This window comes from uncultured Ruegeria sp. (assembly GCF_947500045.1).
Lineage (GTDB): Bacteria > Pseudomonadota > Alphaproteobacteria > Rhodobacterales > Rhodobacteraceae > Ruegeria.
This window is the reverse complement of sequence record NZ_CANMQQ010000006.1, coordinates 88,024-110,466: the sequence shown is the minus strand read 5'-3', so window position 1 is coordinate 110,466 and position 22,443 is coordinate 88,024. Positions and strand designations below refer to the sequence as shown.

At 56.7% G+C, this 22,443-nt stretch carries 22 protein-coding genes; 16 read left to right on the top strand and 6 right to left on the bottom strand.

Features of this window, described 5'->3' with window-relative positions; all coding sequences use genetic code 11:
* Nucleotides 1-20: 20 nt before the first annotated feature.
* The gene (locus Q1B46_RS11950; protein ID WP_299948213.1) at nt 21-1,901 is read right to left on the bottom strand and encodes a bifunctional 2',3'-cyclic-nucleotide 2'-phosphodiesterase/3'-nucleotidase; all 1,881 of its coding nucleotides are present in this window, start codon (nt 1,899-1,901) and stop codon (nt 21-23) included.
* A gap of 175 nt (nt 1,902-2,076) precedes the next feature.
* Between Q1B46_RS11950 and nudC the strand changes: the two genes are divergently transcribed.
* The 4 genes from nudC to Q1B46_RS11930 are packed head-to-tail and all read left to right on the top strand — an operon-like array spanning nt 2,077 to nt 4,647.
* Nucleotides 2,077-3,060 carry an NAD(+) diphosphatase gene (gene nudC / locus Q1B46_RS11945; protein ID WP_299948212.1) on the top strand — a complete coding sequence of 328 codons (984 nt, stop codon included), beginning with the start codon at nt 2,077-2,079 and terminating at the stop codon, nt 3,058-3,060.
* Between the two features lie 39 nt (nt 3,061-3,099).
* Nucleotides 3,100-3,567 carry an SRPBCC family protein gene (locus tag Q1B46_RS11940; RefSeq protein ID WP_299948210.1) on the top strand — a complete coding sequence of 156 codons (468 nt, stop codon included), beginning with the start codon at nt 3,100-3,102 and terminating at the stop codon, nt 3,565-3,567.
* Between the two features lie 22 nt (nt 3,568-3,589).
* Nucleotides 3,590-4,066: a GNAT family N-acetyltransferase gene (locus Q1B46_RS11935; RefSeq protein ID WP_299948208.1), complete on the top strand. Its 477-nt coding sequence runs from the start codon at nt 3,590-3,592 to the stop codon at nt 4,064-4,066.
* Nucleotides 4,067-4,107: 41 nt separating this feature from the next.
* Nucleotides 4,108-4,647 (top strand): AAA family ATPase, encoded by a 540-nt coding sequence (locus Q1B46_RS11930; RefSeq protein ID WP_299948206.1) that lies wholly within the window; start codon nt 4,108-4,110, stop codon nt 4,645-4,647.
* A gap of 12 nt (nt 4,648-4,659) precedes the next feature.
* Here the strand turns inward: Q1B46_RS11930 and Q1B46_RS11925 are convergent, their stop codons facing one another.
* Complete coding sequence (locus Q1B46_RS11925; RefSeq protein ID WP_299948204.1) at nt 4,660-5,493, bottom strand: prephenate dehydratase; 834 nt, start codon at nt 5,491-5,493, stop codon at nt 4,660-4,662.
* Between the two features lie 121 nt (nt 5,494-5,614).
* Between Q1B46_RS11925 and Q1B46_RS11920 the strand changes: the two genes are divergently transcribed.
* The 5 genes from Q1B46_RS11920 to Q1B46_RS11900 all read left to right on the top strand — a co-directional run bounded on the left by Q1B46_RS11920 (nt 5,615) and on the right by Q1B46_RS11900 (nt 11,980).
* Entirely contained in the window at nt 5,615-6,124 is a 510-nt protein-coding gene (locus tag Q1B46_RS11920) for a cytochrome c family protein (RefSeq protein WP_299948202.1), read from the top strand.
* Nucleotides 6,125-6,295: 171 nt separating this feature from the next.
* Nucleotides 6,296-8,206, top strand: a complete 1,911-nt coding sequence (locus tag Q1B46_RS11915; protein ID WP_299948201.1) for an extracellular solute-binding protein — start codon at nt 6,296-6,298, stop codon at nt 8,204-8,206.
* Nucleotide 8,207: 1 nt separating this feature from the next.
* Nucleotides 8,208-9,299, top strand: coding sequence for a microcin C ABC transporter permease YejB (locus Q1B46_RS11910; RefSeq protein ID WP_299948199.1), 1,092 nt, complete (start codon nt 8,208-8,210; stop codon nt 9,297-9,299).
* A complete protein-coding gene (locus Q1B46_RS11905) occupies nt 9,300-10,406 on the top strand; it encodes an ABC transporter permease (RefSeq protein WP_299948198.1) in 1,107 nt (368 codons plus the stop codon).
* Complete coding sequence (locus tag Q1B46_RS11900) at nt 10,403-11,980, top strand: ABC transporter ATP-binding protein (protein ID WP_299948196.1); 1,578 nt, start codon at nt 10,403-10,405, stop codon at nt 11,978-11,980. The genes Q1B46_RS11905 and Q1B46_RS11900 overlap by 4 nt, the downstream gene beginning before the upstream one ends.
* A 22-nt stretch (nt 11,981-12,002) precedes the next feature.
* On the opposite strand, the gene Q1B46_RS11895 is transcribed toward Q1B46_RS11900, so the two are convergent.
* Nucleotides 12,003-13,928: an elongation factor G gene (locus tag Q1B46_RS11895; protein ID WP_299948194.1), complete on the bottom strand. Its 1,926-nt coding sequence runs from the start codon at nt 13,926-13,928 to the stop codon at nt 12,003-12,005.
* Nucleotides 13,929-14,141: 213 nt separating this feature from the next.
* Nucleotides 14,142-15,497 (bottom strand): oxygen-independent coproporphyrinogen III oxidase, encoded by a 1,356-nt coding sequence (hemN, locus tag Q1B46_RS11890; RefSeq protein ID WP_299948192.1) that lies wholly within the window; start codon nt 15,495-15,497, stop codon nt 14,142-14,144.
* 61 nt (nt 15,498-15,558) lie between these two features.
* On the opposite strand from hemN, the gene fnrL reads away from it, so the two are divergent.
* On the top strand, nt 15,559-16,302 hold the full coding sequence (fnrL, locus tag Q1B46_RS11885; protein WP_299948191.1) for a transcriptional regulator FnrL: 744 nt from the start codon (nt 15,559-15,561) through the stop codon (nt 16,300-16,302).
* 46 nt (nt 16,303-16,348) lie between these two features.
* Complete coding sequence (locus Q1B46_RS11880) at nt 16,349-16,603, top strand: GlsB/YeaQ/YmgE family stress response membrane protein (protein WP_299948189.1); 255 nt, start codon at nt 16,349-16,351, stop codon at nt 16,601-16,603.
* Between the two features lie 40 nt (nt 16,604-16,643).
* Here the strand turns inward: Q1B46_RS11880 and Q1B46_RS11875 are convergent, their stop codons facing one another.
* A complete protein-coding gene (locus Q1B46_RS11875) occupies nt 16,644-17,483 on the bottom strand; it encodes a universal stress protein (RefSeq protein WP_299948187.1) in 840 nt (279 codons plus the stop codon).
* A 193-nt stretch (nt 17,484-17,676) separates the two neighbouring features.
* On the opposite strand from Q1B46_RS11875, the gene ccoN reads away from it, so the two are divergent.
* The 4 genes from ccoN to ccoP are packed head-to-tail and all read left to right on the top strand — an operon-like array spanning nt 17,677 to nt 21,086.
* The gene (gene ccoN / locus Q1B46_RS11870; RefSeq protein WP_299948185.1) at nt 17,677-19,284 is read left to right on the top strand and encodes a cytochrome-c oxidase, cbb3-type subunit I; all 1,608 of its coding nucleotides are present in this window, start codon (nt 17,677-17,679) and stop codon (nt 19,282-19,284) included.
* Between the two features lie 16 nt (nt 19,285-19,300).
* Nucleotides 19,301-20,029, top strand: a complete 729-nt coding sequence (ccoO, locus tag Q1B46_RS11865) for a cytochrome-c oxidase, cbb3-type subunit II (protein ID WP_299664196.1) — start codon at nt 19,301-19,303, stop codon at nt 20,027-20,029.
* An 11-nt stretch (nt 20,030-20,040) separates the two neighbouring features.
* The gene (locus Q1B46_RS11860; RefSeq protein ID WP_299664195.1) at nt 20,041-20,226 is read left to right on the top strand and encodes a cbb3-type cytochrome c oxidase subunit 3; all 186 of its coding nucleotides are present in this window, start codon (nt 20,041-20,043) and stop codon (nt 20,224-20,226) included.
* Nucleotides 20,223-21,086, top strand: coding sequence for a cytochrome-c oxidase, cbb3-type subunit III (gene ccoP / locus Q1B46_RS11855; protein WP_299948182.1), 864 nt, complete (start codon nt 20,223-20,225; stop codon nt 21,084-21,086). The genes Q1B46_RS11860 and ccoP overlap by 4 nt, the downstream gene beginning before the upstream one ends.
* A gap of 167 nt (nt 21,087-21,253) precedes the next feature.
* Here ccoP and Q1B46_RS11850 read toward each other — a convergent pair whose 3' ends face one another.
* Nucleotides 21,254-21,397 (bottom strand): hypothetical protein, encoded by a 144-nt coding sequence (locus tag Q1B46_RS11850; protein ID WP_299948180.1) that lies wholly within the window; start codon nt 21,395-21,397, stop codon nt 21,254-21,256.
* A 100-nt stretch (nt 21,398-21,497) separates the two neighbouring features.
* On the opposite strand from Q1B46_RS11850, the gene Q1B46_RS11845 reads away from it, so the two are divergent.
* A complete protein-coding gene (locus Q1B46_RS11845; protein ID WP_299948178.1) occupies nt 21,498-22,373 on the top strand; it encodes a LysR family transcriptional regulator in 876 nt (291 codons plus the stop codon).
* Nucleotides 22,374-22,443: the final 70 nt, after the last annotated feature.

The window sequence follows — 22,443 nt, the reverse complement described above, 5'->3', positions numbered from 1 at the left end:
CACACGAAAATGGCAAGCCATCAGAAAGACAGGTGAACGCGCAGGAACCCGTCCGCATCATGGGGCAGCATCCGTGGAGCGTAAACTGTCAGTTCATCCAGATATTTCTCTGCGCCGGGGCCTGTGGTCAGAATTGCGCCGCTGTTTTGGGTTGGCGCAAAGGAAAACGGCCGCGGGGCGTGTTCCAACGGATCCCTAGGCAGTGTGCCCGCTATGTAATTGCACAAAATATCGTGAATACGCAGCGTGGGCAGGTCGATCCGATTTGCCTGAAAATCGATCGGAAAATGGCCGCCACCACTGGCGCGATAGTTGTTGACTGCGACAACGAACCTTTGCTCGGGGGTGACCGGCTGCCCGTCGAAGGTAAGATCGCGAACACGGGAATTGCTGGAGTCATTTTCGCGCCCGGTTGCGTCGAACCGAGCAGGCTGTGACAGATCGAACCGGCAGGTTACGCCGTGCAGGACATCAAAGTTGTAGCCCGCTCGCACAGGATCAATCAGGTGTTCCGGATTAGCAGCCGAAAGCTGATTGAACAGCCCGGCAGACATCTCAAGCCAGTCCCGAACCTGCGCGCCGGTGATCTGAGCGGCACGCAACTCGTTTGGAAACACGCACAGATCGGCCACATTGCGCACCGATATGTTTCCGGCTGGAACATCAGTATAATAACGGATGCCTGCACGGCCTCCGAATTTGGTCGGGGCTGTGGCAGACAGGACGGGATAATCGGCCCATTCGGAATCTAGCAAATGCGGACGCAGTGCAGCGGCCTGCGCCGCAGCCACAAGCGCTAATCCGCGATCGGGGGCACAAAATGAAAAATAGCTGTGCAAAGAATGTGAAATAGTGCCGACCGGCCTTGCCACCCGGGCGCGCGTTGCGGTGTGACCCTCAGCGAAAAGGCGCGTCATTTCGGGGCAATCGGTCACCGACGGGTTCATTTGATTTACCGCGCGCGCTTCGACTTCGCATTCGACAATTTGCCAAGCTTTGTTGCCGTCTCGTTCCAACTTCAGGTCTATGACGCCGAGATGAGAGCCAGCCCACCCTGGCATGACAACGGGTTTGCCATGGACAAGGCCGCGATCACTGTCGACATACGCCAAACCGGCATGGGCGTTTCCGGGCAAGGTCAGATGGGTGTGACCAGCGACAATCGCATCTATCCCCGGTAAGGCTGCAAGCGGGATGATGGCATTTTCCATCTCGGGTTCTGCCTTTGCAATGCCCAGCCCAGTATGCGCCAGTGCCACGATCACATCGCATCCGGCCTGGCGCAGCGTGGTTACCGCATCTTGTGCCGCGTTCAGGATGTCGGTCATCTGGACCGCATCCTTTAGCATATGCGCCTCCCATCGGGCGGTCTGGGTGGGCAGAACGGAAAGAATACCAATGCGAATCGCAACATCTTCTTGGCCAGTCGTGACCGAGCGTTGCAAGATCGCATGTGAAACCCAGCCCTGATCCGGCGATTTGCTTTTCATGTTGCTACAGATAGCCGGGCAGGTCAGCTGGCGCGTGACGCGATTGATGAAATCCAATCCGAACCCGAAATCATGGTTGCCCAATCCGATTGCGTCATACCCCAGCGCGTTGAACGCCTTGGGTAAGGGGTGGACATTGGGAACCGTTTCGGCTGCCCAGTCGCCAATCGGCGTACCTTGCAAGCTATCGCCATTGTCGAACAACAGGACAAGTGACCTGTTGTGCTCTGCCTGTTCCCGGGCTGCACGAATCGCGTTGGCGGTGCGGGTGAAGCCAACATTCGGATCGGGGCAGTCGGCATAATAGTCGTATGATGTCAGGTGCATATGGAGGTCCGAGGTCGCAAGGATGCGAAGATGGGCGCGACGTTTGGAATCTCGGTCTTGGGGCGGTAACGCTTCGGTTTTCAATATTCGTACTTCTGGGTGTTTGGGTAACAGTTAATTCACTATGAGTTGTGCTTAGTGCAATTTCCGGGGCAATGCTGCGGTCATTCAACGGCGCAACGGATTTTATTCGATGAATATCCGTTGCGCCGATGGCCAAGACATGGCAGCCCTTTGCAAAAATACAGGAATGGCAGGCATGAAACGCGCAGAACAGGTGACTTTTGGTGGTTCGGGGCTGGACAGGGCGGGACTGCTGCGCGGGGATACGGACAAATTGGCGCAGGCCTATGCCGACTCGTCTGCAAAGTGTGTATTGCTGTGGCGCGGCAAGCTTTTGGTTCAAGGCGATGCGCTGGATCAACTGGCCTTGCTTCCTATGCGTCACACAATCTTTGAAAATGGTCCGAGCGGTGTCATTGAAGTGCCCGTTTTTCTTGGGCGCTCAGATGACGGATCGCCGCTTTTTGCAATGGATATCTCGGATTGGGCGGCTGAAGGGCTGGATCTGTCAGGTGTCGGCGATTTTGTGGATCGCAGCGAACAGCAGCATCCCGACTTGCCCGAGGGGTACGTGTTTGCCGAACTGCGCCGGATCATGGCACGCCTGAGCCCGCGTGATGCAGAGCTGGCTGCAGCGGCTAAGGCGGTGATCAGCTGGCACGAAACGCATCGGTTTTGCGCCCGTTGCGGTGCCCGCAGCGAGATCACTCAGGGTGGATGGCAGCGCAGTTGCCCTTCTTGCGGCGGGCAGCATTTTCCACGAACGGACCCAGTGGTCATCATGCTGATCACGCACAAAAATTCGGTGTTGATGGGCCGTTCCCCCGGTTGGCCCGAGGGCATGTATTCGCTTTTGGCAGGCTTCGTCGAGCCCGGAGAAACGCTAGAGGCAGCGGTGCGACGCGAAGTGTTGGAAGAGGCAGGCGTGCCCGTTGGCGCGGTCCAATACCTCGCCAGTCAGCCCTGGCCCTTTCCCGCATCACTGATGATTGGTTGCGCGGGTGTGGCGCTGTCGCGTGATATCCAGATCGACCCGATTGAGATCGAGGACGCGATGTGGGTGACCCGGACCGAGATGATGCAGGCCTTTGCCGGGGATCATCCCAAGCTTCTGCCGGCCCGAAAAGGCGCCATTGCGCATTTTTTATTGCAACACTGGCTTGCAGACACACTGGACTGACGAGAAACTGAACCCAATCAAGGGCAGAGAAAAGCGAAGATGCAGTTTTCAGCGCAGGAAGACATTGAGGTCCCGATCGACACGGTTTTTACCATGGTCTCGGATTTCGAACGCTTTGAACGCATGGCCTTGCGGCGTGGGATCGATGTAAGGCGCGTTTCGGGCTCTGCACTGCCGCAAGCCGGAACGACATGGGAGACCGAGTTCAAAATACGCGGCAAGCCCCGTCAGATCACGGTAGAGATGACGGAGTTTGAGCGACCATCTTTGATGCGGTTTCAATCCAGCAGCAAAGGCATGAACGGCGACACGGTCGTCGAGCTTTTGGCGCTGTCCCAGCGTCGGACCCGATTTCTTGTCGAAACGTCGATGGGAGCAAAAACACTACCCGCCCGACTTTTGCTTCAATCCCTGAAGCTGGGGCAGTCCCGATTTCGTCGGCAGTTCCAGACGCGTCTGAGCGAATTCGCGCGCGAGCTAGAGGAGCGGCACCTGCACGGGGTCTGAGGATGGCGATTTGAGGCACAATTTGGCAAAGCCGACCATACGGATAGCCACGGTCGCAGATGCGGTCGGCATTTCTGATGTGCTGGCGGCGCTGGTCGCCGCTGGAAAGCGGAAAAAACCCAGCGACACGGCATTTGCCCTGTCACATTACGTCAGCGATCCAGAACGTATCCGCTGCAGCGTTGCAGTGGCCTCAGACGGAGACATTCTGGGTTTCCAGTCATTGAAGCTTGCCACCGAAAATAACCCTTATGAGGTTGAGGTCGGATGGGGCGTCATCGGCACACACATAAAGCCGTCTGCTGCAAGGCGCGGCATAGGGCGGGCATTGTTCAAATCCACTCTGCAGGCCGCGCAGCAGAAAGGATTGCCTGCGATTGATGCGACGATAGGGGCCAATAATCCAGAGGGACTTGCCTATTACGAAGCCATGGGATTTCGGGAGTATCGGTGTATGGATGGGGCAGTATGCAAAGTCTTTCGTGTTTCCGAAGCATGAGCTGCTCAATGAGTCCCAAGGCAATCAGGTCTTCTTTCTGAATGTCACAGATCATCTTTCTCCATGGCGCGTCCAGCAGCGGCAAAACCACCTTGGCACGAACGCTTCAAAGAGAAGCAGAGGTACCGTTCTGGCACATTTCGATAGATCATCTGCGGGATTCTGGCGTGCTGCCAATGCAGCGTTTTCACGACAATGATTTCGATTGGTCCGAGGAACGGGCAAAACTTTTCGCGGGTTTTCACGCCTCTCTGGCCGCTTATGCAGATGCCGGAAACAACCTGATCATAGAACATATACTCGATACGCCTGAATGGGTTGAAACCCTAAAGCGAGGCCTGAAGAGCCACGATATCTTGTTCGTCGCCGTGCATTGCCCGACAGATATCCTTGTCGAAAGAGAAGCAGCGCGCGGCAACCGCCAGATCGGGAGCGCCACAAAGGATCAAGAGACCATTCACCAGGACAGGGTGTATGACTTGGAGGTCAACTCGCCAGATGGCGTGGAAGTTAACGCCACCCTCATTTTAGAGGCATTGCGCAACGGTCTGCGGCGGTCTGAATTTACGCTCCGGGGCTAACGAGTACCTTCATCACCCACGCGGCTGAGCGGCCGGGTAGACGCCCAGCACTTCGACGTTAGTCGTAAAATGCTGCAACTCGTCCATCGCCAGTTGCACATTCCGGTCTTCCGGGTGGCCAACGATATCGGCATAAAACTGTGTCGCGGTAAATGAGCCGTCAACCATATAGCTTTCCAGCTTGGTCATGTTGATCCCGTTGGTGGCAAAACCACCCATCGCCTTATACAGCGCGGCCGGAATGTTGCGCACCTGAAAGACGAAACTGGTGATCATTCCATGATCCCCGCGCCGCGAATCGTCGGCCTCTTGTGACATCACAAGAAAGCGGGTCGTATTGTCCCCCTGATCCTCGATATGGCGGGCCAACACCTTGAGGCCATAGATCTCACCCGCCAGTTCGCTGGCCAAAGCTGCGGAATGTTTGTCGCCGATCTCGGCCACTTCACGTGCGGCACGGGCATTGTCCGGGCTGACCCGACCGCGAATTCCGTGCTGTTTCAGAAATCCCGCGCATTGCGGCAACAATACAAGGTGGGAATGCGCCTCGGTGATGTCTTCCAGCTTGGCACCGGGCACGGCCAGCACGTTGATATGAACGCGCACAAACGCTTCGTCGATTATGTGCAGCCCACTATGGGGCAGCAGCCGGTGAATATCCGCGACGCGGCCATAGGTGGTGTTTTCAACCGGCAACATTGCCAGTTCAGCTTCGCCCGAGCGTACCGATTCGATCACATCTTCGAAAGTGCGGCAGGGCAGGGCGTCCATATCGGGGCGCGCGTTGCGGCAGGCCTCATGGCTATAGGCGCCGGGTTCTCCCTGAAATGCGATACGTTTGGTCATTTGGTCGATTCCGTGCAACAAGTTGTTGAATTGGGCGTTTAGTCGCGGTGTCTATACCTTGCCTCTTCTTAGGGGAAGCCTTAGACACCCCGCAGACAGCTGAAATGGACTCGCGATCAAAATGTTCGACACGATGACAGTTACCAAGGCCGCAGCCGGCCTGTTTGGCACCTTCCTGGTGCTGCTTCTGGCAAAATGGGGGGCTGATGTCCTTTATAGCTCGGATAGCCATCATGCCGAGGCTTCTTACATTATCGAAACCGAAAGCTCGGGTGAAAGCGCTGACGGAGAAGAAGTGGTCTTCGAAGAGATTCTGGCCGCTGCAGACCCTGAAAAGGGTGCGAAAGTGTTCCGCAAATGCACCGCTTGCCACAAGTTGGAAGATGGCGCGAATGGCACCGGCCCGTACTTGTATGCAATTGTTGATCGCCCTGTCGCGACCGCCAAGGGATTTACGGGCTATTCAGCCTCCATGCAGGCACATGGTGGCAACTGGACGCCCGAAGCGCTTGATGCGTTCCTGACCCGCCCCAGCAGCTATATCTCGGGCACCTCGATGAGCTTTGCTGGACTGAAAAAGCCGCAGGACCGCGCCGATCTGATTGCTTATCTGCAGACCATCGGCAACTGATCTGTTGATCAATCCGGACGAATTCAAAGCCGCTGCGTCAAGCAGCGGCTTTTTTTTATCCGAGAATAACTTCACAAAGCGTTCACGCATTCTAAACTTGCAACTGACGGTGCTGGACCTTTAGCTGGCGGGCACGACTATGAAGATGACAGAAATTCAGAGGACGAACCTATGAAACCCTTTCTGCCCGCGATGCGCTTTACCGGAATACCCTCTTGGGCGACGGCACTGGGGATTTCGGCGGCAATTGTTCTGGGGGCCAGCGATTGGGTCAGTGCCAATGAGGATGGCGTCACACGGAGCCACGGGTATTCATACTTCGGAAATCTGGATTACCCTGCAGATTACCCGCATTTGGACTATGTCAATCCCGATGCGCCAAAGGGCGGAGAGCTTTCTCTGGCAGGATCGGGTACTTTTGATTCCCTAAACCCCTACTCGCGGAAGGGGCGCGCGGGTGCATTGACAACGATTCAATATGATCCACTGATCGAAAGCACTTCGGACAGTGTGGGGCAATACTATGGTGTGGTTGCCGAAAGCATGGAGTATGACGAAGGCCGGAACTATGTGATTTTCCATCTGCGCCCAGAAGCGATGTTCTGGGATGGAACCCCGATTACCGCGGCAGATGTGGTCTATAGCCACCGGCTGTTCATCGAACAGGGCCTTCCGTCTTATGCGCAAGCCGTCGCGCGCATGGTCACTGGGGCTGAAGCCCTTGATGATCATACCGTCAAATTTACCTTCAGCCCCGATGTCACGCGGCGCGGATTGATCGAGACAGTTGGTTCGACCCCCGTATTTTCGAAAGCCTGGTTCGAGGCTGACGAAAGCCGCCGCCTTGATGAGCCCCGCCTAGAGGTTGCAGTGGGTTCTGGTCCTTACAAACTGGACAGCTATGACATCAACCGCCGGATCGTTTACAAGCGCAGAGATGACTATTGGGGCAAAGACCTGCCGATCAACGTAGGTCGCAACAATTACGATGCCATTCGAATCGAATATTTCGCTGATCAGACCGCCGCATTCGAGGGCTTCAAGGCGGGTGAGTACACCATGCGCATCGAAAGCGATCCAAAGCTGTGGGCCTCCAGCTACAATTTCCCCAAGCTCAGCGAAGGATATGTCGTGCAGGATGAGATTGCAGACGGTAGCCCACCGACACCGTCTGGTTTTGTTTTCAACCTGGGTAAACCGCAGTTTGCTGACAAGAATGTTCGCAAGGCTCTGGCACTTGCGTTCAATTTTGAATGGGCAAATGAATCGCTGATGTTCGGGCTGAATGCGCCGCGCAGTTCGTTCGTGCAAGGCACGCATCTTGAGGCGACTGGTGTACCAGAAAATGCAGAACTCGCGTTTCTCGAAGCCCTCGGAGATGTAGTCCCCGCTGACGTGTTCAGTGAACCTGCGCTTGTAGTGCACGAATCCAGCGCGGCCCGGTTGAACGACCGTCGCAATCTGCGAACGGCGTCAAAGCTGCTGGATGAGGCCGGATGGCCAGTAGGCGAAGGCAACCTGCGCCGCAACTCCGAAGGGCAGACGCTGAAGGTCAATATTCCCTACGCGTCCAGCATTCCAACCTCGACTGGGACGATGATCGAAACCTATGTGCAGAACCTGCAATCGCTTGGCGTAGACGCTTCGGCTGAGAAGGTGGATCCCTCTCAGTTCACTCTGCGGCGGCGGGAACGGGATTACGACATGGTGTATTCGAACCGGTATGGCTCGTTCCTGTCGACCGGTGGTGGTCTGAGCCAGATGTATGGATCAGAAGAGGCCGCATTTAGCCTGTTCAATCCGGCGGGTCTTGCCAGCCCCTTGGTGGATGCCGTGATTGAAGCGTCATTTGACACCACAAATCAGACCGAACAGGACGCAGCGCTGATGGCATTGGATCGCGTGCTGCGTTATGAGTTCTTCGTTATTCCCGATGGGTATGTGGCGGATTACTGGGCGGCTTACTACGACATGTATGAATATCCTGAAAATCTGCCTCCATTCTCGCTGGGATATCTCGATATGTGGTGGATCAACCCTGAGAAAGAAGCTGAACTGAAAGCGAGAGGCGCGCTGCGATAACATGGGCGCCTATATCCTAAGACGCCTGTTGCTGGTCATCCCGACCCTTCTGGGCATCATGATCGTCAATTTCACGTTGGTACAGTTTGTACCCGGCGGCCCGATCGAGCAGATCATCGCGCAGATCGACGGGCAGGGCGATGTCTTCGCTGGTTTCGCGGGCGGCGATGCCGGGGCGGGGGCCGAGCCCGCAGGCGGGGGCTTTGATGACAAATATGTAGGCGCACGTGGCTTGCCGCCCGAATTCATTGCTGAGCTGGAGAAAGAGTTTGGTTTCGATAAACCGCCGCTCGAACGCTTTCTGGGCATGCTGGGCAACTATTTGACGCTGGATTTTGGTGAAAGCTATTTCCGATCGATTAGCGTGATCGATCTGGTGCTTGAGAAGATGCCTGTGTCGATCTCGCTCGGCCTGTGGTCGACCCTGATCGCGTATCTGGTTTCGATCCCGCTGGGAATTCGAAAGGCGATCAAAGACGGGTCGAGTTTCGATACTTGGACCAGTGGGGCCATCATCGTCGCCTATGCAATACCGGGCTTTCTGTTTGCCATCCTGTTGCTGGTACTGTTCGCGGGTGGTTCTTATTGGCAGATATTCCCGCTGCGCGGTCTAACATCGGACAACTGGGACAGCCTTAGCCTTGTCGGCAAGATCTTGGATTATTTCTGGCACATCGCTCTGCCGATCATCGCGCTTACGATCTCGGCCTTTGCAACGCTGACGCTGCTGACTAAGAACTCGTTTCTGGATGAGATCAAGAAGCAATATGTCATGACGGCCCGCGCAAAGGGTCTGAGCGAGCGTAAGGTTCTCTACGGCCATGTCTTTCGCAACGCGATGCTGATTGTGATAGCGGGCTTTCCGGCGGTGTTCATCGGTGTGTTCTTCGGGGGCTCGATCATTATCGAGACGATCTTCTCGCTGGATGGTCTGGGCAGATTGGGCTTCGAGGCTGCCGTAGCACGCGACTATCCGGTGATCTTTGGCACGCTGTTCATCTTTGGCCTGATGGGGCTGGTCGTCGGCATCATCAGTGACCTGATGTATGTGCTGGTCGACCCGCGCATCGATTTCGAAAAGCGGGAGGGATAAATGGCACTTTCCCCTCTCAACCAGCGCCGTTGGCGCAATTTCCGGCGAAATGGTCGGGCGTTCTGGTCGCTGATCCTCTTCTCGGTGCTGTTTGGCCTGTCGCTGTTCGCTGAATTTATAGCCAACGACAAGCCGATCCTGGTGAAATACCGGGGTGAGTTCTACACACCGGTTTTCAATTTCTACGCCGAGACCGACTTTGGCGGCGATTTCCAGACCGAGGCAATCTATCGTGACCCAGAGGTCATGTGCCTGATCGATAGCGGTGGTCTGGAAGAGTGTTTCGACGACCCCGAAGGCATCATCGATGAGATCAGGGCGGGCACTTTCGAGGCCGAAGGCTTTGAACGAGGCTGGGCTGTCTGGCCTCTGATCCCATATTCCTTCAATACCAGCGTGGATAGGCCCGGTGCGGCGCCCCTGCCGCCCAATGGCCAGAACCTGCTCGGTACTGATGACACCAAGCGCGATGTGTTGGCTCGGGTGATTTATGGGTTCCGATTATCGATCCTGTTCACCTTGATCGTCACCGGGGCCGCCAGCCTGATCGGTATTTTTGCCGGGGCTATTCAGGGGTTTTTCGGCGGCTGGATCGATCTGATTTTTCAACGCATTATTGAGATCTGGTCATCTACCCCTTCGCTTTACGTGATTATCATCATGTTCGCCATTCTGGGTCGAAGTTTCTGGCTTCTGGTTATCCTGATGATCCTGTTCAGTTGGACTGGGCTGGTGGGCGTCGTGCGTGCTGAATTCCTGCGGGCACGCAATCTGGAATATGTCCGTGCTGCGCGCGCTCTGGGCGTTGGCAACATGACGATCATGTTCCGCCACATGCTGCCCAATGCGATGGTCGCCACGCTGACCTTCATGCCGTTCATCGTGACCGGCACCATTGGCGGGTTGGCGTCGCTGGATTTCCTTGGCTTCGGTCTTCCGTCCTCGGCCCCATCGCTGGGGGAACTTACACTGCAGGCAAAACAGAACCTGCAGGCACCCTGGTTGGCCTTCACCGCCTTTTTCACCTTTGCCATCATGCTGTCGCTGCTGGTCTTCATTTTTGAAGGCGTGCGGGATGCGTTTGATCCCAGAAAGACCTTCTCATGAGCTTGCTGGATGTGAACAACCTCAAGGTCTCGTTTCGGCAGGACGGACAAGTATCGGCGGCGGTCAAAGGCGTGTCCTTTACCGTGGATCGAGGTGAAACGGTGGCGCTGGTTGGAGAATCCGGTTCAGGCAAATCCGTAACCGCGCTCAGCACCGTGTCGCTGCTGGGCGACAGCGCAATAGTCGAGGGCTCGGTCACCTATGACGGGCAAGAGATGATCGACGCGTCCGAAGACAGGTTGATGGATGTGCGCGGCAACGATATCAGCTTTATCTTTCAGGAGCCAATGACCTCACTCAACCCGTTGCACACGATCCAGAAGCAGATGGCAGAATCGCTGGCGCTGCATCAGGGCGTGAGTGGCGATGCGGCGCGCGGTCGAATTGTCGAATTGCTGACCAAGGTCGGCATTCGGGACCCCGAGGAACGTCTCGATAGCTATCCGCACCAGTTGTCGGGAGGGCAGCGGCAGCGCGTGATGATTGCCATGGCGCTGGCGAATAAGCCGGACATCCTGATCGCAGATGAACCCACGACCGCGCTGGACGTGACCATTCAGGCTCAGATTCTGGAACTGCTGGCTGAGTTGCAGAAAGCTGAGAACATGGGGATGCTGTTCATCACTCATGACCTTGGAATTGTGCGACGCATAGCTGATCGGGTTTGCGTGATGAAGGATGGTGAGATCGTCGAAACCGGAGTGACAACCGAGATATTCGACAACCCGCAGCACCCCTATACGCGCAAGCTGTTGGCGGCTGAGCCGTCCGGGCAACCTGATCCGGTGGCCGCGGACGCCGAAGAGGTGGCACGCACTGATCACCTGAAGGTCTGGTTCCCAATCCAACGTGGTTTTCTCAAACGGACCGTTGGATATGTGAAAGCGGTCAACGATGCCACGCTCAGCGTTCGCGCGGGTGAAACGCTTGGGATCGTCGGCGAGAGTGGCTCGGGCAAAACGACGCTGGCGCTGGCCATCATGCGGCTGATCGCGTCCGAGGGTGGAATCACTTTTCGGGATCAGGACGTACGACGCTGGTCCACGCGCGAATTGCGGCGTCTGCGTAAGGACATGCAAATCGTGTTTCAGGACCCGTTCGGCAGCCTCAGCCCGCGTTTGACCTGTATGCAGATCATCGCCGAAGGGTTAGCAATTCACAATGTGGATCCGCATCGCGCCCCGCGCGAGTTGGTGGCTGAAGTAATGGCCGAGGTCGGGTTGGACCCAGCCGCAATGGACCGCTATCCGCATGAGTTTTCAGGCGGTCAACGCCAGCGTATCGCTATAGCGCGCGCCATGGTCTTGCGGCCCAAGCTGCTGGTGCTGGATGAACCCACAAGCGCGCTGGATATGACAGTACAGGTGCAGATCGTCGATTTGTTGCGCGATCTTCAGCGGAAATATGGACTGGCCTATCTGTTCATCAGTCACGACCTGAAGGTCGTGCGCGCGATGTCCCACAACGTCATCGTTATGCGCAACGGCGATGTGATCGAAATGGGCGCCGCTGAGGATTTATTCGAAAACGCCCAAACCGAATATACACGTGAACTGATTGCGGCGGCGGGCTGACAGGCAGCCCGCATCCTTGGCGTTAGGCCATCTCCTTGTTCTTAGCCGAATTGGGAACAGGGCCACGTAGCTCTTCATAATGATCGAATTGGAGCTTGACCCAACCGGTGCCTCGCGTGGCGCTGGCGAGTGTCCGGTGCAGCTCGTCCTCGGCCACGGCGGGAAGTTGGGCGTTGAAGATCTCCCAACCCGACGCATTCGGATTGCCCTCAAACCCCAGAACCTGGCCCTGCAGTGAACTGATCGTCGGGACCAGATCGCCGACAAAGGTCGACGGCAGGTGAATCTCGGCGTTCAGGATCGGTTGCAGGACAACCGGTTTCGCCTCGGGCAGCGCTTCGCGCACGGCGTTCTTGCCTGCCATGCGGAAGGCATAGTCGGAGCTGTCCACATTATGGTGCTTGCCATCGCTGAGCGTGACCTTGACATCGACTACGGGGAAACCTTCGGGGCCTTCGACTAAGGCGTCCTTGGCCCCATGTTCCACCGAAGGGATATAGTTGCGGGGCACAGCGCCGCCTTTGACCACCTCTTCAAACTGGAACCCCGAGCCGCGTGGCAATGGCGCAATGGATATGACCACATCGGCAAACTGTCCCGCGCCGCCGGATTGCTTGCGGTGGCGGTGGCGATGTTCGACCTTTGTGCGGACGGTTTCGCGATAAGCGGTTCCTGCGGCTTCAGCTTCGATCTCGATCCCGAAGTCTTCGGCAAGTTTGGCGCTCACGCGCCGCATGTGCTGCGGGCCTTGCGATCCAAGAATGGAGTGACCGCTCAGTTCATCCTGTTCCATATGCAGGCCAGGATCGATCTCGACCAGCCGGGTCAGCGCGTTCGACAGGCGCACATCGTCGCGCTCATGCGCAGGTGAGACGACCTGGCGATGCGCCGCAGGATGTGACGAGGCCCATTCCGGCAATAGCGTAGCAGCAGTGCTGTCATAGATGAAACCGGGATTGAGATGGTCTGATTTGACGGCCAGACCGATCTGTCCGGCCTCCAGCACACCGATCTGGGTCTTGGCATCCAAAGTGGTCAGGTTTCCAACGGTTTCTCCGCCAAGAGGTTCATGCGCTTGCACCCCGTCGCCCAAGCCACGCAACACGGTGATTTTGCCAATATGCTTTTTCACATCAGCAAAGCCAGCAATGGCGCGCGCAGATTCTTCGGCCTCATCCCGGTCTGCCGCAATGTTGAATTCCGGTGCCTCATGGCGCAATGCCTTCATCAGCCGGGTTAGACCATTGCCACTGCTGGCGGCACCCAGACAGGCGGGGATCAGTTGGTGGTTCTGCAATACCTGCGCGGCCAGTTCATAGACCTCCTTGCTGGGGGGCTGTTTGTCTTCGATCAGCTGTTCCAGCAGGTGGTCATCGAAATCTGAGAGGGTCTCGAGCAACTCGGTGCGCGCTTCCTGTTCGCGGTCTTCTGCCGACTGTGGCAACTCGATCAGGGCCGAGGGCTGGCCCTCTTGATATTTCCATGCCCGTTCCGAGATCAGATCGACAGCACCAATGATGGTCTCTCCCTCGCGGATCGGAACTTGACGCAGGGTAATGTGATGGGTGCAATAGGTCTGTAGCGCAGCAACGATGTCGCGGATCCGGCCATTGGGGCTGTCCATACGGTTGATGAAGAGGAAACAGGGTATGCCAGCTTCTTCGACAAGGCGCAGATATGGGGCGCAAAGAACGGCAGCATCCGGATCGGGCGGCACCACGATAACCGCAGCGTCCGAGATTGCCATTGCGGGGCCGACATAGGCCAACGCATCGCCGCCCCCGTCCACGTCAACGGCGCACCAAGGCTCGTCCAAGTAAGAAAAACCGTGCAAGTGCACGGTTCCGGAAACATCGAATGTGGTTGGTCGCCCGTCGAGGCGGCTGATGGCCTCGACCAAGGTGGATTTGCCCGATTGGCTGGGGCCGAGGACGGTGAAAACGCGCATAGGTGCTGTCCCTCTTTCAGGTTGCAGAATGGCTGCACGAAAAGGGCTGTCGAACGCATGCGCGTCGGCAAAATCTGTCTGCGTCTGCCTGCCTCAGGCCGTGAAGAGGTGGGCCTCTCCACCCCTAGAGTGTGGAGAAAACCGAACGCCTGCGTCAAGCCCCCGTGCTGGTTTGGAAGGGCAGGTCGCGAAAAACGACCTACCGAATGGAATTCAGATCGCGGAACTATGCCCGGCTTTGCTTAGGTCATAGGCATCAAAGCCGCGCGCGATCATGCGGGTTAGGGCGCGCGCGTCGGGTGGTATGTACAAGCCGTTTTCATCTACGCGCAACAATCCGTCGAAAGCAGAGTTTGCCTTGGCGTACATCTGCTGCAGTTCGGCAGCAGAGATGTCATAGTCACGCAAGATTTCGTTCGAATTGATCTGGAAGTCGCACATTAACGCCTCGATCAGACGAGATCGCAAGACATCCTGACCCTTGAACAAATGCCCACGGGAGGTTGAAAATCGCCCTTCTCGAATGGCCTTGGTATGGGCTGAGGTCGCAGGGGCATTTTGCGCGTAGCCTTGTGGGAATCGTGAGATGGAGCTGGCACCCAAACCAATCAGGATTGGGGCCTGATCGTCGGTGTAGCCCTGGAAGTTCCGTTTCAGATGACCGGCGCGCAATGCGTGGGTCAGTCCGTCGTCCTGAGTCGCGAAGTGATCAATCCCGATTTCGGCGTAGTTGTCCCATAGGAACAGACGCCGGGCGGTTTCAAAAAGCTCCAACCGTTGTTCCGGTGTGGGAAGCGCGTCTGACGGGATCAGTTGCTGGCGCTTGGCCATCCAAGGCACATGTGCGTAGCCATAGAGCGCCACCCGATCAGGGTTTAAAGAAAGCAGCTTTTGTACGCTTTCAGTCATGCGGGCCTTGGTCTGATGGGGCAGGCCATAAAGGATATCCGCGTTCAGGCTGGAGATACCGCGCGCGCGGATCATCTCGGCCGCTTTGCGGGTGACATCATAGCTCTGGATGCGGCCGATGGTTTTCTGGATTTCATCGTCGAAATCCTGAACCCCGATCGACGCGCGGTTCATCCCGGCCTCGGCCAGTGCATCCAACCGCGCCTCGTCAATCTCATTCGGGTCGATCTCGACCGAAAACTCGGCATCCGGCCCCAGCGGAACAATCTGGAGAATCCGCCCGGCCAGTTCACGCATCAGATCTGCATTCAGCAGAGTCGGAGTGCCGCCACCCCAGTGCAGACGTGATAGCGTAACACCTTCGGGCAGGCGTGCGGCCAAAAGGTCCAGTTCGGCCTTCAGGACGTCGACATAGGCAATGACCGGGTTATCTGTTTGTGTGCCTTGTGTCCGGCACGCACAGAACCAGCACAGCCTGCGGCAGAACGGTACATGGATGTAAAGCGAGATCGAACTGCCGGGGGCGATTCCGGAAACCCAGTCGCCAAACAGGTCTGCCCCCACATCATTGCTGAAATGAGGGGCGGTGGGATAGCTCGTGTAACGCGGTACTTTCGCGTCAAAAAGTCCAAGCCGTGCTAGTTGAGGTTTCAGTGTCATAAAGATATGACTAAAGCGGGAGGGCCCAGGGTACTTTGACCGAAATCAAATGGAAACGCGAATGACACTCAAGGCCCAATTCGACCATACCAATTGCAGTGAATGTCCGATCCGGCATCGCGCTGTGTGCGCGCATTGTGAAAGAGACGAGCTGGAAGAACTTGAAAGCATCAAGTACTATCGCAGCTTCGAAGCTGGGCAGACGATTATCTGGTCCGGCGACCCGATGAATTTTGTTGGTTCGGTTGTGTCCGGAATTGCCTCTTTGACCCAGACGATGGAAGACGGGCGTACCCAGATGGTAGGTCTGTTGTTACCCAGTGATTTTGTCGGCCGACCCGGGCGTGAAAATGCGCCATATGACGTGGTTGCAACGACCGATTTGGTGATGTGCTGCTTCCGCAAAAAACCGTTCGAGGACATGATGGTAACGACGCCGCATATCGCGCAGCGCCTGTTACAGATGACCTTGGACGAGTTGGATGCCGCGCGTGAGTGGATGCTGGTGCTTGGGCGCAAAACCGCGCGGGAAAAGATCGCCAGCCTTCTCTCGATCATTGCGCGCAGGGATGCCTCGCTTCATCAATCCGGCCAGACCGGTTCGATCATTTTCGACTTGCCGCTGACGCGTGAGGCGATGGCTGACTATCTTGGTTTGACGCTGGAAACTGTCAGCAGGCAAATATCGGCCTTAAAGAAAGACAAAGTCATAACGCTGGAAAGCAAACGCCACATAACCATTCCCGACATGAGGCGCCTGATGGAAGAGGCGGGCGACGATACGGATGGCGGATTTCTGGTCTGACGTCTGACTGTTCTGACGCCGACCTCACAACTATTAGGAGTTCAACATGGAATTCAGCGGTGTATTGGCCATGGTGTTTATCGGCGCGATTGCTGGGTGGCTGTCCGGAAAAATCATGGAAGGACGCGGCTTTGGCCTGATTGGAAATATCATCGTCGGAATCGTTGGTGCGTTTCTGGCGGGCACGATATTTCCGGCCCTGGGCTTTGCCGTTGGCGGTGGGCTCTTGTCCTCGATCTTCTTTGCGACAATTGGAGCGGTGATCCTATTGTTCCTGATCGGTTTGATCCGTAAGGCCTGAGAAAAGCCGCCGCGATTGGGAAGCGGTCCTGCTGGTCTCATCAATGAGCCAAGAAAACCGGTACTTCGGATTGTTCCAGCATATTGCGGGTTGCGCCGCCTAAGATGGCTTCGCGAAAGCGCGAATGCCCGTAGGCACCCATGACGATCATATCGGCCTCGGTATCAGCGGCATGGCGGTTCAGGATATCCGACACGCGTGTCATCGTCTTGCTAAGCACGTCGATTTCGCATTTTACGCCATGCCGCGCCAACATCTGAGATAACAGCCCTCCGGGGTCCGAACGATCGGGCCCATGGCGCGGCGGATCAATGACGACGATTCGGGCAAGCTCTGCCTGCTTCAGAAATGGCAGGGCACGGCGGATGGCCCGCATGGCTTCGATGCTTTCGTTCCAGCCCACCATAACGGTTTTAGGCGAGGATATCGGTTCAACATCATCTGGCACCAGCAAGACCGGGGCATGGCCCTCAAACATGGCGGCCTCGACGATGGGCTCGGATTCGGCGTTGCGGTCTTTACCATAGGGGCGCGGTAATATCACCAGATCCGAAAACCGTGCGCGACGCGCAACATGTCGACCGAGATCGGCGATCTGGGCCACCCCGTTTTCGGCTGACCAGCGTATTCCTGACTTGCCGAGGAAATCCTGGGCATATGCGAGAATTTCATCGGCCTCGGCATTGGCGCGACTCAGTGTTTCTTGTAAGATCAAAGCATTGGCACCAGCGTAGTAGTACCCGGTCTGGCTGCGATCGACACCAAGACACAGGGCTTCGGCATGGGCGCCTTGCCCTTCTGCCAAAGCCACCATCTGTGCCAGAGCCGTTTGAGAATGCTTGGTTTCTGTCATGACCGTAAGCAAGGATTTGTATGCCATATCGACCTCATGTTTCCGGCGCTGCATCATGTGGATTGCGTGCTTGTTTCAGGAAAATACCTGTCACAGAAAACAGGGGCTTGTCTTGACACAGATCAAAGCAGCAGAATTGACACCACTGCATTACGGCATGCAGTCAAAAGGGTTCCGTGTGGCATAAAGAATCGCGCGGAGCATGGCAAAGGGACGCAATATGTCAAATTACATCAAGCTGATCGTGCTTGGGCTGGTGGTGCTGTTTGCAGCCATCGGGTCCAACTATGCACGGGATTTGGCGTATCAGGTGCATGCAATTCTGGTGATGATTATCGCTGGTGGCTTGTTTATCTGGACGCTTAAAAACACCGATGAGCCAGATATTCTTGTAGATCGCTCGGCGGAATACATGGATGACGTGATCCGTTACGGCGTCATCGCAACCGCCTTTTGGGGTGTGGTCGGGTTTTTGGCAGGAACTTTTATTGCGTTCCAGCTGGCCTTTCCCGCGCTGAACTTTGAGTGGGCACAAGGTTACATGAACTTTGGACGTTTGCGGCCGCTGCACACATCTGCGGTCATCTTTGCTTTTGGTGGGAACGCGCTGATCGCAACCTCGTTTTATGTGGTCCAGCGTACAAGCGCGGCGCGTCTTTGGGGCGGTAATCTGGCATGGTTTGTGTTCTGGGGCTATCAGCTGTTCATCGTTCTGGCCGCAACCGGTTATCTGCTGGGCGGAACCCAGTCGAAAGAATATGCCGAGCCTGAATGGTATGTTGACCTCTGGCTAACAGTGGTCTGGGTGGCCTATCTGACGGTCTTTCTGGGTACGATCGTGAAACGGAAAGAACCGCACATCTATGTGGCGAACTGGTTCTATCTGGCCTTCATCGTTACCGTTGCCATGCTGCATCTGGTCAACAACATGACCATCCCGGTCAGCATCTGGGGTTCGAAATCGGTCATCGTCTGGTCTGGCGTGCAAGACGCCATGATTCAGTGGTGGTATGGCCACAACGCAGTGGGCTTCTTCCTGACGGCTGGTTTCTTGGGCATGATGTACTACTTCATTCCGAAACAGGCCGAGCGTCCGGTCTTTAGCTACAAGCTATCGATCATTCACTTCTGGGCGATTATCTTCCTGTACATCTGGGCTGGCCCGCACCACCTGCACTATACGGCGTTGCCAGACTGGGCTTCGACGCTGGGCATGGTGTTCTCGATCGTGCTGTGGATGCCGTCCTGGGGTGGCATGATCAATGGCCTGATGACCTTGTCGGGCGCATGGGACAAACTGCGCACAGACCCGGTTATCCGCATGATGGTGATCGCAGTCGGCTTCTACGGCATGTCGACCTTTGAGGGTCCGATGATGTCGATCCGCGCGGTAAACAGCCTGTCCCACTACACTGACTGGACCATCGGCCACGTGCACTCGGGCGCGCTGGGCTGGAACGGTATGATCACCTTTGGTGCGCTGTACTTCCTGGTGCCTGTCCTGTGGAAGCGTGAGCGTCTGTATTCGCTGCAGATGGTCAGCTGGCACTTCTGGCTCGCCACGATCGGCATCGTTTTGTATGCCGCGTCGATGTGGGTCACGGGCATCATGGAAGGCCTGATGTGGCGTGAAGTGGATGCCAACGGCTTCCTTGTGAACTCGTTCGCCGACACCGTTGCTGCCAAGTTCCCGATGTATGTGGTGCGCGGTCTGGGAGGGGTCATGTTCCTCGCTGGCGCCGTGATCATGTGCTACAATCTATGGATGACTGTACGGAAAGCGCCGGCCAAAGAGGCCAGTCTGACCGTCGCAGTCCCGGCTGAATAGAGGGAGGGCCGGAGCAATGGCAATTCTCGACAAACATAAGATCCTCGAGACCAACGCGACCCTCCTGCTGATCTTCAGCTTTCTGGTCGTGACCATCGGTGGCCTGGTGCAGATCACCCCGCTGTTTTACCTCGAGAACACCATCGAAAAGGTGGAAGGCATGCGCCCTTACACCCCATTGGAGATGGCAGGGCGTGACATCTACATTCGTGAAGGGTGCTACACCTGTCACAGCCAGATGATCCGCCCGATGCGGGACGAAGTCGAACGCTATGGCCATTACTCGCTGGCGGCTGAATCGATGTATGACCACCCCCACCAATGGGGCTCCAAGCGTACCGGGCCCGATCTGGCCCGCGTGGGCGGTCGCTATTCGGATCAGTGGCAAGTGGACCACCTGCGTGACCCGCAGTCGGTTGTGCCGGAATCGGTGATGCCGAAATATGGCTTCCTTGAGCACCGTAAGATTGACGGCAAATACATCGGTGATGTTATGGCCGCCAATGCGCTGGTCGGTACACCATATACCGACGAGATGCTGGAGAACGCGCAAGCCGACTTCCGCGCTCAGGCAGATCCCGACAGTGACTACGACGGTCTGTTGGAACGCTACGGTGACAAGGTGAACGTGCGCAACTTTGACGGCCAGCCAGAGCTGACCGAGGCGGACGCGTTGGTCGCTTATCTGCAGATGCTGGGCACGCTGGTCGATTTCTCGACCTTCACCCCGGACGCAAGCCGCTAAGGAGGGTTGTGATGGAAGAATACACACTCCTAAGACAGTTCGCGGATAGCTGGATGTTGCTGCTGTTGTTCGCCTTCTTCGTTGGCATCGTGATCTGGGTGTTCCGCCCAGGCGCCAGCAAGGAATACAAAGACACCGCCAATATCCCCTTCCGGCATCAAGACAAACCCGCCGAATCCAAGGAGGCGAGGAAATGAGCAAGACACCTGATAAACAGCCGGGTGATCCGAATACAACGGGTCACAGCTGGGACGGTATCGAAGAATTCGACAACCCAATGCCGCGCTGGTGGCTGTGGACTTTCTACGCCACCATCATCTGGGCCGTGATCTATACAATCCTGTACCCGGCATGGCCGCTGGTTCACTCGGCAACGGCGGGTGTGTTGGGATGGTCATCGCGTGAGCTGGTTCAGCAGGACATGATCGCCTTTGAAGAGGCGAACGCGCCCTGGAACGTCAAGTTGGTGGAAACTCCGCTGGATGATGTCGCCAAGGATGCGGAGCTGCAGCAATACGCCGTCAACGCAGGTGGCGCTGTGTTCAGGACTTGGTGCGCGCAGTGCCATGGCTCGGGTGCGCAGGGCGCACCGGGCTTCCCGAACCTGCTGGATGACGCTTGGCTTTGGGGCGGTACGCTTGAGGACATTGAGACCACCGTTGCCTACGGTATCCGCAACGAAGAAAGCGACGATGCGCGCTATTCCGAGATGCCGGCCTTTGGTGAAATTCTCGAACATGACGAGATCACTCAGGTCGTCCAATATGTCATGTCACTGACAAATGCGCAGACCGACGATGCGGCGGCGCAGGCGGGTAAGGTCGTGTTCGAGGATAATTGCGCCTCGTGCCACGGCGAAGATGGCAAAGGTGATGTCACACAAGGCGCGCCAAACCTGACCGATGCGATTTGGCTTTTTGGTGGTAGCGAAGAGGCGTTGACTGAAACAGTCACCAACAGCCGCTTTGGCGTCATGCCCGCTTGGGAAAACCGCCTGACTGACGCACAGGTCCGCGCCGTGTCAGCCTATGTCCACCAGTTGGGTGGCGGTCAGTAAGGATCAAAGAACACCTCCGGGCGGGTAACCGCCCGAAGGCTGAGGCACCGGCTGTTCGATCTGTTCGCGCGTTTCCAGAACAGCCGGTGCCGATTTCCTGAACAATAGGGCCGCGTTGGACTGCGGTCCAGTAGCGGGTTGCAGCCCCTCATCCGAGATTATTCAATTCACTCGGTGCGCGGGCTTTCCCTCCACCAATGGTTTTCAGGCAACCAACGGCGATTGTGGCGGCGCGGCTTGGGCGTTTCACGAATGTGATGGGCGTCGGTGCGGGTTGCGGTCATGAAAGATCGGGCAAAAACGGTCAGCATTGCTTGTCTCCTGCGTGGGATGGTTTCTGCGTTAAAGATTGACCTTTGGCGCCCAAAATGCGACTCAATTACCATTCCTTCGTGTAAGTGTGGATTACATATGGATTGGCTTAAACTTCCTCCGCTCGCCGCGCTTCGTGCCTTTGCTGCATTTTCTGAAAAGCGCAATGTCGTCGAAGCCGGGGCCGCGTTGAATGTCAGTCATGCAGCCATTAGCCAACAGTTGCGTGTGCTGGAAAAGCATCTCGGTGCAGCATTGCTGGATCGCAGCGGCAAAGCATTGGCGTTGACGGCGGACGGAGAGCATCTGGCGCGCGCTCTGCAGCTTGGGTTCGGTGCGATCGGGGCAGCCGTCGGTGATCTGGCCAGATCCGGCCTGGATCGACCGGTGCATGTGTCGCTGACGTCTTCCTTCGCGGCCTCGTGGCTGATGCCGCGCCTTCCGGCTTTTCGCAATTCCCACCCGGAGGTGAACCTGATCCTCGACCCATCCGCTGATGTGGTCGAACTGCGACCGGGGGGGATCGACATTGCAATTCGATATGGTCCGGGCGGCTGGGCTGGTGTGCAGTCAGAAATGTTGCTGCAGTCACCTGTGGTCATAGTTGCTGCGCCGAAACTTCTAGGGGGAAAGACGTCATTGACCCCGGCAGAGCTGGCCCAGTTGCCCTGGCTGGAAGAGATCGGCACCACAGAAGCAACGACTTGGCTTGCCCAACACGGTGCGGGTCCGGAACGTGGCGCAGGTCGTACCGAATTACCAGGCAATCTGGTGTTGGATGGGCTGCGCGCGGGTCAGGGGGTTACTGTCACTGTGCGACATTTCGTCGAGCAGGATATCAAAGCGGGCCGCATTGTAGAACTCTATGCGGAACCCGATGCCCGCGGATACCATATTGTTACGGCAAATTCGGCACTTAGGCCTGCCGTCAAAACTTTTGCCGCGTGGCTAAGACGGCAGGCGCGGGAAACGTGATAAAAGGTGTCTGTACGATGCGCGTTTTGACCCATGTCAAAGTTCCTATGCTTGTGATCTGGAAGAACGC

Bases quoted from the DNA above. Each gene is read 5' to 3' on its own strand.
- nudC (WP_299948212.1), top strand. From the start codon at position 2,077: ATGAAACGCGCAGAACAGGTGACTTTTGGTGGTTCGGGGCTGGACAGG.
- Q1B46_RS11940 (WP_299948210.1), top strand. From the start codon at position 3,100: ATGCAGTTTTCAGCGCAGGAAGACATTGAGGTCCCGATCGACACGGTT.
- Q1B46_RS11930 (WP_299948206.1), top strand. From the start codon at position 4,108: ATGTCACAGATCATCTTTCTCCATGGCGCGTCCAGCAGCGGCAAAACC.
- Q1B46_RS11925 (WP_299948204.1), bottom strand. From the start codon at position 5,493: ATGACCAAACGTATCGCATTTCAGGGAGAACCCGGCGCCTATAGCCAT.
- Q1B46_RS11920 (WP_299948202.1), top strand. From the start codon at position 5,615: ATGTTCGACACGATGACAGTTACCAAGGCCGCAGCCGGCCTGTTTGGC.
- Q1B46_RS11915 (WP_299948201.1), top strand. From the start codon at position 6,296: ATGAAACCCTTTCTGCCCGCGATGCGCTTTACCGGAATACCCTCTTGG.
- Q1B46_RS11910 (WP_299948199.1), top strand. From the start codon at position 8,208: ATGGGCGCCTATATCCTAAGACGCCTGTTGCTGGTCATCCCGACCCTT.
- Q1B46_RS11905 (WP_299948198.1), top strand. From the start codon at position 9,300: ATGGCACTTTCCCCTCTCAACCAGCGCCGTTGGCGCAATTTCCGGCGA.
- Q1B46_RS11900 (WP_299948196.1), top strand. From the start codon at position 10,403: ATGAGCTTGCTGGATGTGAACAACCTCAAGGTCTCGTTTCGGCAGGAC.
- Q1B46_RS11895 (WP_299948194.1), bottom strand. From the start codon at position 13,928: ATGCGCGTTTTCACCGTCCTCGGCCCCAGCCAATCGGGCAAATCCACC.
- hemN (WP_299948192.1), bottom strand. From the start codon at position 15,497: ATGACACTGAAACCTCAACTAGCACGGCTTGGACTTTTTGACGCGAAA.
- fnrL (WP_299948191.1), top strand. From the start codon at position 15,559: ATGACACTCAAGGCCCAATTCGACCATACCAATTGCAGTGAATGTCCG.
- Q1B46_RS11880 (WP_299948189.1), top strand. From the start codon at position 16,349: ATGGAATTCAGCGGTGTATTGGCCATGGTGTTTATCGGCGCGATTGCT.
- Q1B46_RS11875 (WP_299948187.1), bottom strand. From the start codon at position 17,483: ATGGCATACAAATCCTTGCTTACGGTCATGACAGAAACCAAGCATTCT.
- ccoN (WP_299948185.1), top strand. From the start codon at position 17,677: ATGTCAAATTACATCAAGCTGATCGTGCTTGGGCTGGTGGTGCTGTTT.
- ccoO (WP_299664196.1), top strand. From the start codon at position 19,301: ATGGCAATTCTCGACAAACATAAGATCCTCGAGACCAACGCGACCCTC.
- Q1B46_RS11860 (WP_299664195.1), top strand. From the start codon at position 20,041: ATGGAAGAATACACACTCCTAAGACAGTTCGCGGATAGCTGGATGTTG.
- ccoP (WP_299948182.1), top strand. From the start codon at position 20,223: ATGAGCAAGACACCTGATAAACAGCCGGGTGATCCGAATACAACGGGT.
- Q1B46_RS11850 (WP_299948180.1), bottom strand. From the start codon at position 21,397: ATGCTGACCGTTTTTGCCCGATCTTTCATGACCGCAACCCGCACCGAC.
- Q1B46_RS11845 (WP_299948178.1), top strand. From the start codon at position 21,498: ATGGATTGGCTTAAACTTCCTCCGCTCGCCGCGCTTCGTGCCTTTGCT.